The sequence below is a fragment of the Halomonas sp. 3A7M genome (genome assembly GCF_014897875.1).
In the GTDB taxonomy this organism is placed as follows: domain Bacteria; phylum Pseudomonadota; class Gammaproteobacteria; order Pseudomonadales; family Halomonadaceae; genus Vreelandella.
In genome coordinates, this window is record NZ_JABUZD010000169.1 from 81,624 (window position 1) to 97,156 (window position 15,533).

Consider the following 15,533-nt stretch of genomic DNA (forward strand, 5'->3'; position numbering starts at 1 on the left):
TGCTCGTTTTTTGCCTCGTTTTAACGTTTCATCGCTATCGGCCTGCGCGCCACTTTCCGTTACACTATGCCCTCTTAGCAATGCCATTTTGACGATGTCGTTACAACGGCGTCTCTTTTTATTTTAAGCGGCCTTATTGTGTAGGCTGCTCACTCTTTTTTATTTTCATTAATAGCTTCCTGTTTCTTAGAGGTGTCTTTTGGCCGATGCACTGAATGCCTGGTGGGCTCAACAGCTTGTGCTGTGTGATTGGGCCTTTACGCCGCATCCGCTGACGGTGGATGCGGGAGCGGCCGAACAACGTCTGCTACAGCTGGGTATTGCACACCGTGGCGAGTTGGCTGATCAGCTCTTTTTTGCGCTGGATGCCCCAGCCGGTGAAGCTGATCGACTATTGGGGGCGCTAGAGTGGGCAGCGCTAGCAGGCGCGGCAGGCTGGCTGACACAATCTCAGGCGCAAACGTGGGCGCATCATATTACCCTTCGTATTACGTCTGATTACAGCGATCTGCGCGCTTGGCTTTCCGACCTGCGCCGAGCGCTTGGCGTGAAAGGGTGGGAAACCGGCGCGGATGATCGCTTTATTGACGCTTGTCAGGCGCTAGCGGATTTAGAAAGTGAAGGCGAAGGCATCACTTGGCAAGTTCTTGACGCCGCACTGGCACGATTACCTGAACCCCAGGCGCTATGGCCAGAGAGCCAATCAGCACAGCCGTGGCGTCTATGTGCGCTGTTTCGCTCTGTGCTCAGTTACCCAGCAAGTTCTGCTGACTGGCCAGACGCCCCTGAATGGCTAGCACGTATCTGGCAGGTTCATGATCGTGATCAGTTGCTTGAAGTGATGCTGTGGTTAAGCGCCCAGGGGGAGCGGCAGAGCTGGGATATCGAAGCCCGTGAACTGCTCACTATGGATCATGCTCAGCGCCAAGAGTGGCAGCGGGGTGCTGTTGCAGATGCCCCTTATGCACCGGTGTTGACTACATTCGTCAGCCAAGGTGAGCCACTGGAGTGGGCCGCTTGGGATTGGCTACGACTGGTTGAATTGGCGTGGGCGGGCGCTTGCTGTGGCTGGTTAAGCCAAGCGGAGGCTGATGATCTCGCAGCGCATGCGGCTGACTTAATAAGCCGTCGTTACCATGATTGGTACGCGGTGCTGAAAGCCTATATGCGAGGCCAAAGTTTGTTTGAAGGGGTCGATCGGCGTGGTATGACGCCGAGTACACGGCATAAGCTCCTGACGCAGGCGCCTCATAGTCCGTGGAAATGTCCACTAAGCTCGCTGCTGGATGAGCCAACGCTGAGCGCGTCTCGTGAACGCATTAAACAGTGGAGAAATACTTCCCATCATTGGTTACTGGCCCTGGCCAGCGTGCGAGAACCGGATGTAATGCTGCGCCAGTTGAATCCATCAGCGCCTATTTCAGAGCAGCGCCGAGCCGAGGCGGCGGTCTACCTTCAGGATTCGTTAGACCTGCATGCTGATGAGGGGCACCAAGCGTTGGTGCGCTATTGGCTACCGGCCCAGGCGCACCATCTTAATCAGCTTGCCGCAGACGCCGTTCATGGCGTTATACCGCCATCGCAGACGCCGTTTGGTCAGCCTACGCCTGACGAGCTAAAGCAGCGTAATGCAGTAAAAGGGGTTAGCCGTCATGCTGCCACTATTCATATGGCAGAGAAGTTCGCGTTCTACTTACATATGGTGCTGGACAGCAGCCTCTTTGAGCGTGAACCACTGATGACGCATGCCAGCGCTTTGCGTAGTTGCCTGTGTCGCTTTTATGCCACACCAAAGCGTTTGCTTGAAGCATGGTTTGCTTGGGAAAGCTGCTTACCAGAGCCGGAGCACGATTCATTAATTAATGAAATTGCCTGGCACTTAGAGGATCCCGGCAGTCTTTTCCATTGGTTGAATTGGCATCCTGATGCGTGGTGTGAACCTGGTGAACGGCCAACGCTAAGTCATTTTACGGCCATGTCGCTGGTTGGGCCGCTTAATAGCGCTGTGTGGAGTGAGCCTCAAGTGGAAAGCCCTAGAGAGTGCGCTGATATCCGTGAATGGGTGGAAAGCCATTATCATCTGACCAGTGCTGATGACATGCAGGAATTCTTGACCTTCATGCTCGAATCTGGGGATCGTCAGGAGTACCAGATTAACTATGCGCCCTACACACTTAATCCTGATCGCTTAGATGCCGAAATCGCTATTTTAGAGTCGGGTGATTGTGCCGAGGAGGAGCGCCATCATCTGCTCCGCCTGCGTCGGGTGCAAAGTAATGAAGATGGTTGTAACGATGTAGATATGGCTGCCTGGGACATTGCTCAATTAGTCGACCTCGCCATTGCGGCGCGCCAGCTTGGTTGGTTAGACCGGCAAGCGTTTGCCGACGTGTTGGATCGTGCTTATAAGCTGGCGGCTAATCACTATTCTGGCTGGCAAGAGTACTCCGCGGGAATGTACGCCGGTTTTTCGTTTTTTATGGGCGAAACACCTGAGCGAGAAAGCTTTCTGGCTGGGTTTCGGCAGGCGTTAGTCGCATGGTTGTGTGGCGCCCCTATACTGGCTGGTCCCTGGGCGAGCCTTGATTTTCCTGGTAATAAACCGCGCCACTTTGCGCCGCTACATATCGATACGTTACCGGGCGATCAGCGAATTTTGCATTGAAGCTCGCCAAGCACAGGGTAATTAGCTTATAGTCCAGGGTTTGAAAAAAATGAGTTTTTTCATACCTCATTCCCATTAAATATTTTTATTGTTACGAGGTTAATCGCATGGTTGCGTCACCACACCCCGCTGTGACCGCTGTCCGTGTTGTAAGTGTTTGTGCTGTTGTCGCTGTTTTAACTGGTTGTGCGGGCTCCGCCTCACGCCAGGGCATGGAGCCACCCGAGAATTATTTCTCAATGGCGCTGCCGGGATTGGCAGAAGGTGAAAACCTCGCAATGTCCCCGGTCAGTAACGCCACTGGCCAACTGCGTAGCCTTCAGACGCCGCCACCTACGATCATTCGGCAAGCACTTTTAGAGCAGCATCAGCGATGGGCGGGGACGCCGTACCGAATTGGCGGCACCTCGAAACAAGGCATTGATTGCTCTGCTCTGGTAAGAAATGTGTTTCGTGACACATTTAATTTAGAGCTGCCACGCTCTACCTATGATCAAGTACATGAGGGACGCCCGATCGACCGCCAAGAGCTGCAGGCGGGCGATCTGGTCTTCTTCCGCCCCCCAGGTCGATACAACCATGTGGGCATTTATGTAGGGGATGGCCGTTTTTTACACGCGTCCTCTTCCAAGGGAGTCATGATCTCTCGTTTGGATAACAGCTACTGGCAGCGCTACTATTGGCAGTCTCGGCGCGCGCTAGAGCCGACCAATTTAGCCCAGCTTAGTAACCGCTATATGCCGTAAATGTCTGCTATCAGTTTTGCTTAGTGTGGACATCATATGATCGAGGCTAGAACGCGCGCCTGGTGGCGCGCGACTGCGGCTCTTTGCCTAGGGTCGTTCCTTGTTTTTATCAACTTATATGTCCCGCAACCGCTGCTCCCCGGGCTGAAGGACACCTATGGGGTATCTACCTTAGGTGTTAGTTTTTTGATGTCCGCCTCCACGCTTTCCCTTGCTTTCGCGCTACTCATATTTGGCCCCCTGTCTGATGCGATTGGCCGTGAGGCTATTATGCGCATCACGTTGCTCTTAGCAGGCGGTCTCTCCCTCGCATTGGCGTTTGCACCTACGTTCGAAAGCTTATTATTGCTGCGTTTACTGCAGGGTTTTGTGTTGGGCGGGTTGCCAGCCGTTGCGATTGCATGGATGGGAGATGAGTTTGAAAAGCCCGCTTTGCTCAGTGCGGTTGGTCTGTATATCGGCGCCAATTCGCTGGGCGGTATTAGTGGCCGAATTGTAGGCGGTGGGGCGGCGACCTTAGGTGGCCCCTCGGCGGCATTTTTAGCGGTAGGAATCATGACGGTAATCGGGTGCGCGGTTTTTTGGCGACTGCTACCCAATAGTCGAGCCTTTACACCCAAGCGTTTTAAATTTCGCCAAGCGGCCGGTGATCTGCTTGGGCATTTGAGCACGCCGGTGCTGTTGGCGGCTTATTGCCTGGGCGGAATTAACTTTCTCATTTTTATCAATCAGTACAGCTATATCACATTCCGTTTGGCTGGTGAGCCTTATCAATTAGCGGCTAGCAGCTTGGGGCTGATTTTCCTGACCTATCTGGGGGGGACGCTTGGCTCTACGGTATCAGGCCGATTAGCCGGACGTTTTTCACCCGCGAGCTGCATGAGCGTGGGCATCTTAATTTTGATGCTAGGTACGGCGGTAACGCTGGCCAATTCTCTGCCGCTGATTATTGTTGGTCTCACCATTAACGCGTTTGGTTTTTTCTTAGCACACTCCCTGGCCTCTAGCTGGGTGGGTCGCTATGCACAAGGTGCTAGGGGCAGTGCCTCAGCGCTGTACTTAGTGTTTTACTACCTCGGGGCAAGTATTGGTGGATTCTGGCTAGAACCATTTTGGCGTTGGGCGCAGTGGCAGGGCGTAGCGGTGGGGTCTTGGCTACTGCTTTGCGTCACGCTAATCATTAGCATTGGTTTATGGCGCTTCGAGCGTCGTGAACTGCGCTAAGCGTACCTTGGGCTAAATGGAGGCGTCGAGTACACAATCGCGCTAGCAGTGCTGCGTCATGGCTGATCACTAACACGCCAAGTTGGTGGCGGTCGGCAACTTTTCTTATTGCCTGCCATAGCTCCACTTGGGTGATGGGATCGAGCATGGTTGAGATTTCATCAGCGATCAGATAGCGCACACCTGGGGCTAACGCCCGCAATACGCATACCCGCTGTAATTCTCCGCCAGATAAGGTAGTTGGAAAACGCGATAGCCAATCAGGTTGGATGCCAAAGTCCTGTATTAATGATTCGGAAGGGCACCATGCCTCGCAGAGTACTTTCTTTACTCGCCAACGTGGGTTGACGGCAAGCTCCGGTGATTGCGGCAGCCACTGTACCGGCCGCAGTCCACGAGAGAGTAATGGCTTATCGTCGGCATAAATCTCACCCTGTTGTGGCCGCAGTAAGCCAGCCAAGAGTTTTCCCAGCGTAGATTTGCCTGCCCCTGAATCACCGCTTAGCCCCAGCCATTCTCCCCGTTCAAGTGATAGCGAAAGTTGCGTTAATAGAGGTGCTTGAGAACGGAAGCCAAAGGTGATTTTTCGCGCATCAAGCAATGGTTGGCTCCTTAGGCAGGTCGATGGCATCAGCATGGGTGGCACTTTCGTTAGCACGTACCTGAGTACTAAAGGTGTTGTCGGGCAGAGCATTCCATAGCGCGCAGGCATAGGTGCTTTTAAGCTGTTCCCCATTGCCTTGAAAGGCAATGGCAGGGGTGGCTTCAATGCACTTTCCCTGGCGCAGTATCGTTACATGGTCGGCTATGGGTAACGCATGGCGCAAATCGTGGGTAATTAGCATGACGGCCTTCCCCTCAAGCGCGAGCGCCTTTAGAGCGGCCAATACACGATCGCGCTGTTGAGGGTCCAAACCTACGCTTGGTTCGTCGGCAATAATCAGGCTAGCGTTACCTATTTGGGCCATGGCGGCTAAAACACGCCGCGCCATGCCGCCTGAAAGCTGGTGGGGGTATGCCCGCTGGGCGTGATGATTGAGCTGATAATGATTTAGTGTGCGCTCTGCGCTGCGCCAAGCAACGGTTTTGCTTTGCCCTGCCCGGCGAGCCGCCCAACTGACTTGGCGTTGACTACTAGCGAGGGGATCTAGGGCATTGAGCGATTGCGGAATGAGGGCCAGCTGGCGGCCTCTTAGCTGGCGCTGGCGCTCAGCGGTCAATGGCGTATCTTTAAAAAATAGCTGACCACTGGTTTTTGCCGCTTCCGGCAGTAATCCCATAATCGTGTAGGCTAGCAGGCTTTTGCCTGCGCCGGATGCACCAATGACGGCATGTACTTCACCGGGGTGTATGCTTAACGACAGGTTATCAACGCAGGTGGTCCACTCTCGTCGCCACCAGTACTTGTAGTAGGGCAATTGCAGCGTCAGGTTCTCAATATCCAGCATGCTAGCTTCCCCCCGTTATAGAGCGCGACGCAATTGCACCGCTAAACGATCAATCGATAGCACCATCAGCAGTAGCCCTAGGCCTGGGAATACCCCTAACCACCAAAAGCCCCCGGTTAAGTAGCGCATAGCATCGGCGAGTAATACCCCGATAGCGGGTTGGGTTGGGTCTAACCCTACGCCCAGAAAAGTCAGTGCGGCTTCATGCAGAATGGCGTGAGGAAACAGCAATAGCGCACCAACAATACACTGGGGAATTAAATGGGGGAGTAAGTGGTGTACTAAAATATAACAGCGGCTTTTTCCTAGTGCCTGGGAAATAGCGACATAGGGGGCATGGCGTAGGGAAAAGAGCTCCGCCCGCAGTATCCTGGCTAAACTTGGCCAGTGGGTAAGCGCCACGGCAATAATCACTGCCTGTGTACCACCACCTAAAGCAAAGGCTAACAGGAGTAGTAATATCAGGTGCGGTACGCTTAGCAGCGTGTCAATCAGCAGGCTAACGAGCGCATCTAACGTGGTTGAAAGTGTCGCCAGCGTCGCAAGCGTTAACGCAATGAGTGTGCCGAGTAGCGCAGCGCTTAGTCCTACCCAAAAGCTGAGCCTTAACCCAGCCAGTGTTCGCGACCATAGCTCGCGTCCCAAAGCGTCGGTGCCTAGCCAATGGCTGGTGCTCGGTGGCATAAGGCGCGCATCAAACTGCATTGGCGCCGCGCTATGACCTGCCCACCATGGGCTACTTATCAGCAAAACCAACACTATGAGTAGAAGGCCAATATAGCCAGCGGCGGCTAAGCGTGGTTGGATCATCCTCATGGCTGTTCCTGTGCCATGCGTGGGTCGATAAGTGGATACAGGCTATCTGCGATCAGATTGCCGAGACTGACAAACAGCGCGGTAAACAGCGCTATCCCAAGCAGTAGCGGAACATCACTACGTAGTCCTGCTTCAACAGTGGCTTGTCCAAGGCCGGGGTAGGCAAATACCTGCTCGATTAATATTGAGCCGCCAAACAACTCTCCCAGCGAAGCAAAAGCGAGCGTTAGTGCCGGGAGACTGGCATGACGTAGGCCATGACGCCAGGCGATATCTGATCGGCTGGCTCCTTGGGCAAAAGCGTGAAGGGCGATGTCGGAGTTCATCAGCGCTATCATGCGTGCGCGGGTGTGAAGGGTGATGGTGGCGATGCCTAGCAGGGCCAGTGTCATCATTGGGAGTACTAAGTGGTGCAATCGAGTCAGCATGCTAACGTCTTGGTTGAGTACGCCCACCGGCCCGGCGCAGCAGGTCGGGGTCCAGCCGAGATAAACGGAGAATAGCAGCACTGCCAGCATGCCAAGCCAAAAAGCAGGCGTTGAGGCGGTGACATAGGCGTAGCCACTAATCAGCCGGTCGAGTGGTGAGCCTTCTTTCGCACCGGCGATGACGCCCAGCGCAAAGCCAACAAGCAACGACATTAGCCAAGCGCTACCCAGCAAGATAAAAGAGCGTTGGAAACGCTGACTGATAACTTCGCTAACCGGTTGATTGTAGATATGGCTCCAGCCTAACTCGCCACTTAGCAATTGGCTTAGCCAATGACCAAATTGAACGGCAGGCGAGGCATCAAAGCCCCACCTTTCAGCGATCAGAGCGCGCTGTTCGGGGCTTACCTGTGCCATTTGAGGGCCAAGATAGGCATCCACTGGGTCGATAGGCGACAGCATGACTAACCCAAACGTCACCATCGCGACGCACAGCAATACCAACGCAAGGCGTATTAAACGGCTTGCCAGTCTGTTGATCAATCGCACGTCCAGCGCCATTCAAGCAGGTTGGCGGTAATCGGCCAGCCGTGGCCGTGAGGCGCAATGCCTAATTCCCCAAGGTCCAGGCAGGAATTGGCTGCATATACATGGGCTAGGTTAACCATCCATGCCCAGCTAGTATCGCCCCTAAAGCCATAGCCCGTATTGCCATCCCACTGGGCGGCTTGCCAGTGGCGGTTAGCTTCTTCTGCCCCTGCGGCCGCTTGAGCTGCTTCTAGGTGGCCATCCACTGTCGCGTTTGAGTAGTAGCCACTGTTATAGAAGCCAAATCCCGCGTGCTGGCTATGAAATAGGTAGTACACCTCTTGTGGGCTGTGGCTGCCAAAGCCGAAGACGATTGCGTCTTGGTGCAGTGCTTCACGCTGTATTTCGTCCCAGTGACGGCCTGTCGGCTGCATCTCAATGCCCAGCGGGCGTACCATCTCGGCGCTTACCTGGGCGAGCAGTTGGCGAGTGGTGTCGCTGGCAGGGTAGGTCAAGCGAAAACGGGCGGGCTGGCCGTTTTTATAGCGTAGCCCGTCGGCATGGCGCTCCCAGCCTGCTGCATCGAGTAGCGCATTGGCACGGTCACTGTCGGGCGCTGCAAAGGCTTCGTCATCCAGGCTCCAGGGTAGCCCATCGGCTGGGCCAAAGGCGGGGCGTCCAAAACCATTAAGAGCGACGTCAACGAGGGTGTTTCGATCAAGGGCAAGATTAACCGCCCGGCGTATCGCACTATCGGCAGTAACATCGTTACCGATAGGCGCACCAGACGCGGCCTGCTCGCCTGCGGCAGGCTGCATAGGAAACAAAATACCTCGATTATCGACGCTTTCCATGACGATGCGCTGCATATGACTTGGCAGATTGGTGGCGAGTGCTGGTGGCACAGCGGCAAGGTCGAGCTGCCCAGCATGGGCCGCGCTTAACGTGGACTCTTCGCCAGTAAATACAAACACCAGTCGTTCAAAGGCCGGTATGGGGCCATGGAAATAGGGATTCCGCTCTACAATTAGTTGCTCACCCTCTTGCCATTCGACTAGCCGATAAGGGCCTGAGCCCAGCGGTTGTCTACCGTACCCTTCGCGATAACCGTTTTCTCTGTTAGCGTCAGGAACGATACCAAGCGTCATTAACTGATCGATGAAGGTAATCCGCGGCGCGTTTAAAGACAGTTCCACGGTCGTATTATCGATGGCGCTGGCGTTGTTCAGTGCGCTTAAATCGGCCCGGCCACCGGCTTGCTTTGCGGCATTAAAGGTGTAGGCAACATCCTTGGCAGTCAACGGTGTGCCGTCACTAAAGCGGGCATCATCGCGCAGAGTGAGTATCCAGGTGAGTCGGTCTTCTGACAGTGTCCACGCGGTAGCCAAACCGGCTTCGGGTGTAAGGTCACGTCCGCGGGTTAGCAACGTCGATTGAAAAAGCGGACTACCGTACTGGCCCCAGCCAAGCAGTGGGTCGAATCCCTGCTCGGGCTCTCCGCCGATTGCCAACACCAATTGCTCTTTGCTGATGGCGGGGGAGCTAAACGCGACGCACGTAGCCGCCAGACCCAGTAAGATAGTACGACGCATGAGGCACCCCAGAAACCAACCGTATGATGTTTTTACAATAACATCATACTATAAGGTCTGAAAGTCACGGCAGCACCGCGCTTGCGGCGTTAGTTTAGGAGAGAATATGCAACGGGTAACGGTAACGCTGGATGAGGAACTGCTGAGCGAGGTCGATGCATTGATGCATGCGCGCGGCTACCAAAACCGCTCAGAAGCGATACGCGATTTAACACGCAGTGGGTTAAAGCAGGCCAAAGAGGAGGTTGCGCCCGAAGCGCCGTGTATGGGCGCGCTTGTCTATGTGTACGATCATGCGGCGCGAGACTTATCGAAACGCTTAACCCGACACTCTCATGATCATCATGATCTAACGCTATCGACGCTTCATGTGCATATTAATCATGATAGCTGTCTGGAAGTGGCGTTATTAAAGGGGCAGGGCAGCGCGTTGAAGCAGTTTTCTGATGAAGTGACATCATCACGTAGCGTGCGCTATGGACAGTTGGTGATTATTCCTGAGGAGTAAAGCGGGGGAGCGCCCATTAAAAAGGGCGGCCCTAGGCCGCCCTATAAGCACGCGTTAAGCAACTTAGTGCTCTACGCCGCCTTCGCCGTGCACATGACCGTGCTCGACTTCTTCCTGGCTCGCTTCACGAACGGTTGCAATCTCAACATCGAAGTTAAGATGTTGGCCAGCCAGCGGGTGGTTGCCATCAACTACAACAGTGTCGCCTTCAACTTTCTTGACGGTAACCATCAGCGGGCCGCCTTGAGTCTGGGCTTGGAACTGCATGCCCGGCTCAATGCTTTCAACGCCTTGGAACGCATCGCGAGGTACTTCTTGCATCAGCTGTTCTTGAACTTCACCGTAGCCCTCTTCTGGGGTTACTTTTACGTTCAGCTTATCGCCTTCGGCACGGCCTTCGAGCTCTTTTTCCAGACCCGGAATAATGTTGCCAGCGCCGTGTAGATATGTCAGCGGCTCACGGCCTTCGGAACTGTCTAGCACTTCACCTGCATCATTGGTCAGGGTGTAGTGGAACGCGACAACCGAGTTTTGCGCAATTTGCATTTAATAACCTTTCGGTGAGTGCATGTCCCAACATGGTAACGCGTGAGAGCTTGCTTGTCAGGGGGTAAACAGGCTTTTTCCTCCTCCCACTCCTTTGGCGCTATTGCGCCACGGGGTAACCGGGGATACCCTACGACAACTTCTTTTCCCCCTTTAGACAACATTCACTGGAGCTGGTTATGACGATCTTCTTGATTTGGGTTATCGCCTTTGTGCTAATTGCCTACTTTGCGAACAAGCGCTGGGATAGCAGTGTCAGTCAGGGGCTGGATAAAATGCTGCCTGAGGTATTAAAAACACATGGCGACAACCGCTATTTATGGGTGGCAGCATTAGCCGTGTTGGGTGCTACAACGTTGATTCGTCCAGTCGATATTCTTCTGGTCGTTATCCTGTTGACCATTATTGGTTTGGTAATCGCAAAGCTGGCAAGCTGGGCGAGCAATAAAGTAGCTCACTAACTTATGCCTTGTTAGCCATTAACGAAGGCGACAAAAATGCCCGACCAAGTAGGCTTGGTCGGGCATTTTTCTATTACGGCGCTACCTGTGTTACTGGCTAGGAAGCGTTTGGTAAGACGAACTTAGTAAGGAGCTACGCTTAAGTTAGCGCCGCTACCGATCAGGCGAACACGCTGGCCTGCTTGATATTGACGGTCTGCGCTTTGAACCACGATCACATCTGTGCCGTCGTCGCGACGAATTTCCATTTCCAACGCATTAATGCGGTTAGCGCGGTCTTCTGCTGCGGTACCGGCAATTGCGCCACCTAATGCGCCTGCAACGGTTGCTAGTTGACGACCAGAGCCACCACCAACTTGACTACCCAGCAGGCCGCCGATGACCGCACCGCCACCGCCGCCCAACAGGTTGCCTGTACGGCTGTCTGCCTGGATTTGTACAGGACGGACCGCCACGATGGTGCCATAGGTCACGCTTTGGCCTGTTTGCGCTTGATTGCCACGGTATACATCACCTGAATAAGGCGCAGTGTTGGCACAACCTGCCAGCGTGAGAATGCTCAATGCTGCAATAGGTAGTAAACGTTTCATTCAAACCTCCAGTGTGTCTTGACCCGCATGGCTGCTAAGCCGCAACGGGGGTAATACGTAAGCTAGTTATAGAACAGCGTTCGCCAAAGATAACCTAAGCGACTAGTTTTGACTAGCCATCAACAGGAAAGATCATGGATTAAAGTGTAGACAAGTATTAAGAAAGCAATGTGTAAAAGTGACTACGATGCTTGATCAGGAGAGGGATGTTGTAAGGCTAGCTTATAAAAAAACAGGGAGCCTAAGCCCCCTGTTGTGTCGTGCTAATTAAATGATTAGCCGAACTGGTTCATGGTGTTGTCTTTACCACCGGCTTTAAGTGCCGCGTCGCCGTGGAAAAACTCTTTATGGTCGTCGCCAATATTAGAGCCAGCCATGTCCTGGTGTCTTACGGTAGCGATGCCTTGACGAATCTCCTGACGCTGTACCCCTGCGACGTAGGCCAGCATGCCTTCATCACCGAAGTAGCCTTTAGCCAGGTTGTCAGTCGATAGTGCCGCTGTGTGGTAAGTTGGCAGCGTGATCAGGTGGTGGAAAATACCGGCTTCACGAGCGCCATCGCGTTGGAAGTTACGTGTCCACTCATCCGCTAGCTGACCAAGCTCAGTGTTGTCGTATTCAACACCCATTAGCTTGTCACGCTGGTAAGCGGAAACATCTTTGCCTTCTTTTTCCCAGGCATCAAATACTTGCTGGCGGAAGTTCAGCGTCCAGTTAAATGACGGTGAGTTGTTGTAAACCAGCTTGGCATCGGGCACTACGGCGCGGATGCGGTTAACCATGCTGGCAATTTGGCCGACGTGGGGCTTCTCGGTCTCAATCCACAGCAGGTCAGCACCGTTTTGCAGGCTGGTGATACAGTCAAGCACAACGCGGTCTTCGCCAGTGCCCGGTTTGAACTGGTAGAGGCCTGACGCTAAACGCTTCGGCTTAACCAGCTTACCGTTTTGTTTGATAACCACGTCACCATTATTGATGTCGCCAGCATTTTCGATGACATCACCATCTAAGAAGCTGTTGTACTGGTCGCCTAGATCGCCAGGTTCGTTAGTCACTGCGATTTTCTGGGTTAAGCCTGCGCCTAGCGAGTCGGTACGCGCCACGATAACGCCATCTTCGATGCCGAGCTCAAGGAAGGCATAACGCACTGCATTGATTTTGGCTAGGAAGTCTTCGTGGGGAACGGTGACTTTACCATCCTGGTGGCCACACTGCTTCTCATCGGAAACTTGGTTTTCAAGCTGGATACAGCAAGCGCCCGCTTGGATGAATTTCTTGGCCAGCAGGTAAGTCGCTTCAGCGTTACCAAAACCGGCATCGATATCAGCAATGATCGGTACGATATGTGTCTCGTAGTTATCGATTTTGCTGATCAGTTCTTGCTCTTGAGCGCTGTCGCCTGCTTCTTTGGCCTCATCCAGGGCGCGGAACAGGTGGTTAAGCTCCCAAGCATCTGCCTGCTTCAGGAAGGTGTACAGCTCTTCGATCAGATCAGCGACGGATGTTTTTTCATGCATCGACTGATCGGGCAGTGGGCCGAACTCGGAGCGTAAGGCGGCTACCATCCAGCCTGACAGGTAGAGGTAACTGCGCTTAGTCGTGCCAAAGTGCTTTTTAATGGAAATCAGTTTTTGTTGACCAATAAAACCGTGCCAGCACCCCAGAGACTGCGTGTACTTAGACGTGTCAGCGTCGTAGGCCGCCATATCGTCACGCATAATTTTTGCAGTGTAGCGTGCAATATCCAAACCGGTATGAAAACGGTTCTGAGCACGCATGCGTGCAGCGTATTCAGGTTTGATCGCTTCCCATTTGCCGCCTTGAGCTTCGCGCAGTTGGGCCATTGCTTTGATATCGTCGAGCAGTCCTGACATAAGCTGTTTCCTCCGGGGTCATGATAGCTATTTCGCAAGTTAGCTTATTCTTATGCTGCACCTGCGAAGATGTGTTCAGCATTATCGAAATTTAACGCGCTGTCTCTACGCCAATTGTCTCTGAGCAAAACGTCTCTTAGTCAAACGTCGCATCGGAGAGTGATCATTGTGGAGACGCTTATTTAAACGTCGGTTACAGCGTTTCCTGTTTGGCTAACTTCGATGTTGCGCCATAACGCTGCGGTGCAATAACTATCAACGAGAACGGCAGGTTCAACAATTGTCACTTGGGGGCAGAAGGGGTTGTAGTTCAACTACAGGAGCGTGCTGAAACGCTCTGTTTGTGTAGTCGTTTTTCGTCAGGTGGGCTGAAAATGGAGCAAAAAAAAGCGCCACATAGCAGTGGCGCTCTCATTGATTGATCACAATCGTAGTCAAAAAAAAGCGACTACAGCGTTAGTAGCATTTCCCGGTGAGGTATTCCGGCATCCATAAAAGTGCCACCATGCGCCACAAATCCCAAGCGTTGGTAAAAGGCGAGGGCGTGCAATTGAGCGCTCAGCGCTACATGGGTATGGCCTGCTTCTCGAGCAGCCTGAATGGCTGCTTCCATGAGTTGATAGCCAATGCCAGCGCCACGCGCGCTATCGAGTACCGCGACGCGCCCAATATGGCCGTCGGGCAGCAGTCGCGCAGTCCCCACTGGCTGATCCTCAAGATAGGCAATGAAGTGGCTGCACTCCTCGTCACGGCCATCCCACTCCTCCTCTTGAGGCACGCTCTGCTCTTCGATAAACACCACGCGGCGGATCTCGGAAGCTATATCCTTTAGCGTACTCCAATCACCGTTAATAATGGTTGTCGTCGACACCGCTAGCTACTCCTCATCATCCTCTTCGCCCATAAAGCCTAGGCTTCCGGTGTTTACTAACTGTGTTATCAGCGCTGCTGCCCCATCAATGGCAAGTACGTCTTCATACATAGGCGATGGGTCGGCAAGCCGCTTGGCTAACTCAGTTGAACAGGAGTGTCCGTCGCCGTCGACAAAGAGCGTGGTGCCGTTGGCATCGCTTCGCCAAGCAACGCGGGAACCCGGCATATGAAACAGTGGTTCACCGTGTTGTAGTTGCGCAACAAGGTCAGCTTCCGTCATTGGCACTTCAAGGGGCGCTACTTGGTCAATGTATTTCGGTTGGGTCATGACGCGACCAAACCACTGGGCTATTTGCTCAGGATTGTCCAAGGTGGAAAGCACGAACTGGCGCATACGTTCAACGGCCGCATCATCTAGTTCACCCACTTGGCTTGCAGGAGACATGCCTGCATCGCTATAGCGGTGGGAGTCAGAGAGCTGCTCTCCTAGATAGTCGGCGTAGGATGTGATGGCTTCATCCGCTGAGGGTGCCCTAAACCCTACCGAAACAGTCATGCAGTCGTCGGTTTGACTAACGCCGTGGTGCGCCCAACCAGGGGGGAGATACAGCATATCGCCCGGTGATAGCGTCCAGTCAGAGTCGGCTTCAATCTCAAAGGTTTCAAGAATACGTAGATCGATACCTTGGATAATGGGCGCGTTGTCTGGCTGCTTACCGCCTAGTTGCCAACGCCGGTGGCCGCTAGCCTGTAACAGGAAAACATCGTATTGGTCGATATGTGGGCCGACGCTACCACCGGGCGGCGCATAGCTGACCATGATGTCGTCTAACCGCCAACGGGGAAGGAAATCAAATTCATCCATTAGTGCAGCGATAGACGGTACATAGTGATCGACGGCTTGAACCAGGAGGCTCCAGTTGCCTTCCGGCAAGCGCTCAAAGGTTGCGTCGTCAAACGGGCCGTGGGAAACCTGCCAGGGGCCATCAGGCCCGTTTTCTTCCACAAGGCGCGCTTCTACACCGGGTTCGCAGGCAAGCCCGGCTAGCTCATCGGGGTCGATGGGGCTAATAAAGTCGGGGATAGCGCCACGAATCAGCAGCGGCTTCTGCTGCCAGTAATTGGCCAAGAAGTCTTCAGGCGTTAAATCGCCCAGCAATGTGAGTGGCTTATCGTGTTGGCTCATGGCGTTATCCTAGTTCAAATGAGCGCTGCGCCTTACTAAGGGCGCAGT

General features: G+C 53.7%; 15 protein-coding genes. 5 read left to right on the forward strand and 10 right to left on the reverse strand.

The window, feature by feature from the left end; translation table 11 throughout:
- Window positions 1-199 precede the first annotated feature (199 nt).
- The 3 genes from INT19_RS16965 (at window position 200) to INT19_RS16975 (ending at window position 4,635) form a co-directional block, all read left to right on the forward strand.
- Window positions 200-2,665, forward strand: a complete 2,466-nt coding sequence (locus INT19_RS16965) for a DUF1266 domain-containing protein (RefSeq protein WP_193061606.1) — start codon at window positions 200-202, stop codon at window positions 2,663-2,665.
- A 107-nt stretch (window positions 2,666-2,772) separates the two neighbouring features.
- Window positions 2,773-3,411 carry a C40 family peptidase gene (locus INT19_RS16970; protein WP_089038740.1) on the forward strand — a complete coding sequence of 213 codons (639 nt, stop codon included), beginning with the start codon at window positions 2,773-2,775 and terminating at the stop codon, window positions 3,409-3,411.
- Window positions 3,412-3,447: 36 nt separating this feature from the next.
- Window positions 3,448-4,635, forward strand: coding sequence for an MFS transporter (locus INT19_RS16975; RefSeq protein WP_193061607.1), 1,188 nt, complete (start codon window positions 3,448-3,450; stop codon window positions 4,633-4,635).
- Here the strand turns inward: INT19_RS16975 and INT19_RS16980 are convergent.
- Genes INT19_RS16980 through INT19_RS17000 form a run of 5 tightly spaced genes read right to left on the reverse strand, consistent with a single transcriptional unit; the run spans window position 4,592 to window position 9,447 of the window.
- Window positions 4,592-5,236, reverse strand: a complete 645-nt coding sequence (locus INT19_RS16980) for an ABC transporter ATP-binding protein (RefSeq protein WP_193061608.1) — start codon at window positions 5,234-5,236, stop codon at window positions 4,592-4,594. The two genes, INT19_RS16975 and INT19_RS16980, sit on opposite strands and share 44 nt — an antisense overlap.
- Window positions 5,229-6,083 carry an ATP-binding cassette domain-containing protein gene (locus INT19_RS16985; RefSeq protein WP_193061609.1) on the reverse strand — a complete coding sequence of 285 codons (855 nt, stop codon included), beginning with the start codon at window positions 6,081-6,083 and terminating at the stop codon, window positions 5,229-5,231. Before INT19_RS16985 ends, INT19_RS16980 begins: the two co-directional genes overlap by 8 nt.
- Before the next feature lie 15 nt (window positions 6,084-6,098).
- On the reverse strand, window positions 6,099-6,899 hold the full coding sequence (locus INT19_RS16990; protein WP_193061610.1) for an ABC transporter permease: 801 nt from the start codon (window positions 6,897-6,899) through the stop codon (window positions 6,099-6,101).
- Window positions 6,896-7,876 (reverse strand): ABC transporter permease, encoded by a 981-nt coding sequence (locus INT19_RS16995; protein WP_319022200.1) that lies wholly within the window; start codon window positions 7,874-7,876, stop codon window positions 6,896-6,898. The genes INT19_RS16990 and INT19_RS16995 overlap by 4 nt, the downstream gene beginning before the upstream one ends.
- The gene (locus tag INT19_RS17000; RefSeq protein WP_089038734.1) at window positions 7,867-9,447 is read right to left on the reverse strand and encodes an ABC transporter substrate-binding protein; all 1,581 of its coding nucleotides are present in this window, start codon (window positions 9,445-9,447) and stop codon (window positions 7,867-7,869) included. Before INT19_RS17000 ends, INT19_RS16995 begins: the two co-directional genes overlap by 10 nt.
- Before the next feature lie 106 nt (window positions 9,448-9,553).
- Between INT19_RS17000 and nikR the strand changes: the two genes are divergently transcribed.
- Window positions 9,554-9,955, forward strand: coding sequence for a nickel-responsive transcriptional regulator NikR (nikR, locus tag INT19_RS17005; RefSeq protein WP_038482498.1), 402 nt, complete (start codon window positions 9,554-9,556; stop codon window positions 9,953-9,955).
- A gap of 63 nt (window positions 9,956-10,018) precedes the next feature.
- Here nikR and INT19_RS17010 read toward each other — a convergent pair whose 3' ends face one another.
- Window positions 10,019-10,501, reverse strand: coding sequence for an FKBP-type peptidyl-prolyl cis-trans isomerase (locus INT19_RS17010; protein WP_009722554.1), 483 nt, complete (start codon window positions 10,499-10,501; stop codon window positions 10,019-10,021).
- Between the two features lie 179 nt (window positions 10,502-10,680).
- On the opposite strand from INT19_RS17010, the gene INT19_RS17015 reads away from it, so the two are divergent.
- A complete protein-coding gene (locus INT19_RS17015) occupies window positions 10,681-10,962 on the forward strand; it encodes a hypothetical protein (RefSeq protein WP_193061612.1) in 282 nt (93 codons plus the stop codon).
- 122 nt (window positions 10,963-11,084) lie between these two features.
- Here INT19_RS17015 and INT19_RS17020 read toward each other — a convergent pair whose 3' ends face one another.
- The 4 genes from INT19_RS17020 to INT19_RS17035 form a co-directional block, all read right to left on the reverse strand.
- Window positions 11,085-11,552: a glycine zipper 2TM domain-containing protein gene (locus INT19_RS17020; protein WP_030070161.1), complete on the reverse strand. Its 468-nt coding sequence runs from the start codon at window positions 11,550-11,552 to the stop codon at window positions 11,085-11,087.
- Between the two features lie 275 nt (window positions 11,553-11,827).
- The gene (locus INT19_RS17025) at window positions 11,828-13,426 is read right to left on the reverse strand and encodes an isocitrate lyase (protein WP_038482507.1); all 1,599 of its coding nucleotides are present in this window, start codon (window positions 13,424-13,426) and stop codon (window positions 11,828-11,830) included.
- A gap of 448 nt (window positions 13,427-13,874) precedes the next feature.
- The gene (locus INT19_RS17030) at window positions 13,875-14,297 is read right to left on the reverse strand and encodes a GNAT family N-acetyltransferase (protein WP_193061613.1); all 423 of its coding nucleotides are present in this window, start codon (window positions 14,295-14,297) and stop codon (window positions 13,875-13,877) included.
- 6 nt (window positions 14,298-14,303) lie between these two features.
- Window positions 14,304-15,485, reverse strand: coding sequence for a cupin domain-containing protein (locus INT19_RS17035; RefSeq protein WP_193061614.1), 1,182 nt, complete (start codon window positions 15,483-15,485; stop codon window positions 14,304-14,306).
- Window positions 15,486-15,533 lie beyond the last annotated feature (48 nt).

Bases quoted from the DNA above. Each gene is read 5' to 3' on its own strand.
- INT19_RS16975 (WP_193061607.1), top strand. From the start codon at position 3,448: ATGATCGAGGCTAGAACGCGCGCCTGGTGGCGCGCGACTGCGGCTCTT.
- INT19_RS16985 (WP_193061609.1), bottom strand. From the start codon at position 6,083: ATGCTGGATATTGAGAACCTGACGCTGCAATTGCCCTACTACAAGTAC.
- INT19_RS17035 (WP_193061614.1), bottom strand. From the start codon at position 15,485: ATGAGCCAACACGATAAGCCACTCACATTGCTGGGCGATTTAACGCCT.
- INT19_RS17000 (WP_089038734.1), bottom strand. From the start codon at position 9,447: ATGCGTCGTACTATCTTACTGGGTCTGGCGGCTACGTGCGTCGCGTTT.
- nikR (WP_038482498.1), top strand. From the start codon at position 9,554: ATGCAACGGGTAACGGTAACGCTGGATGAGGAACTGCTGAGCGAGGTC.
- INT19_RS17010 (WP_009722554.1), bottom strand. From the start codon at position 10,501: ATGCAAATTGCGCAAAACTCGGTTGTCGCGTTCCACTACACCCTGACC.
- INT19_RS17020 (WP_030070161.1), bottom strand. From the start codon at position 11,552: ATGAAACGTTTACTACCTATTGCAGCATTGAGCATTCTCACGCTGGCA.
- INT19_RS17015 (WP_193061612.1), top strand. From the start codon at position 10,681: ATGACGATCTTCTTGATTTGGGTTATCGCCTTTGTGCTAATTGCCTAC.
- INT19_RS17025 (WP_038482507.1), bottom strand. From the start codon at position 13,426: ATGTCAGGACTGCTCGACGATATCAAAGCAATGGCCCAACTGCGCGAA.
- INT19_RS16990 (WP_193061610.1), bottom strand. From the start codon at position 6,899: ATGAGGATGATCCAACCACGCTTAGCCGCCGCTGGCTATATTGGCCTT.
- INT19_RS16970 (WP_089038740.1), top strand. From the start codon at position 2,773: ATGGTTGCGTCACCACACCCCGCTGTGACCGCTGTCCGTGTTGTAAGT.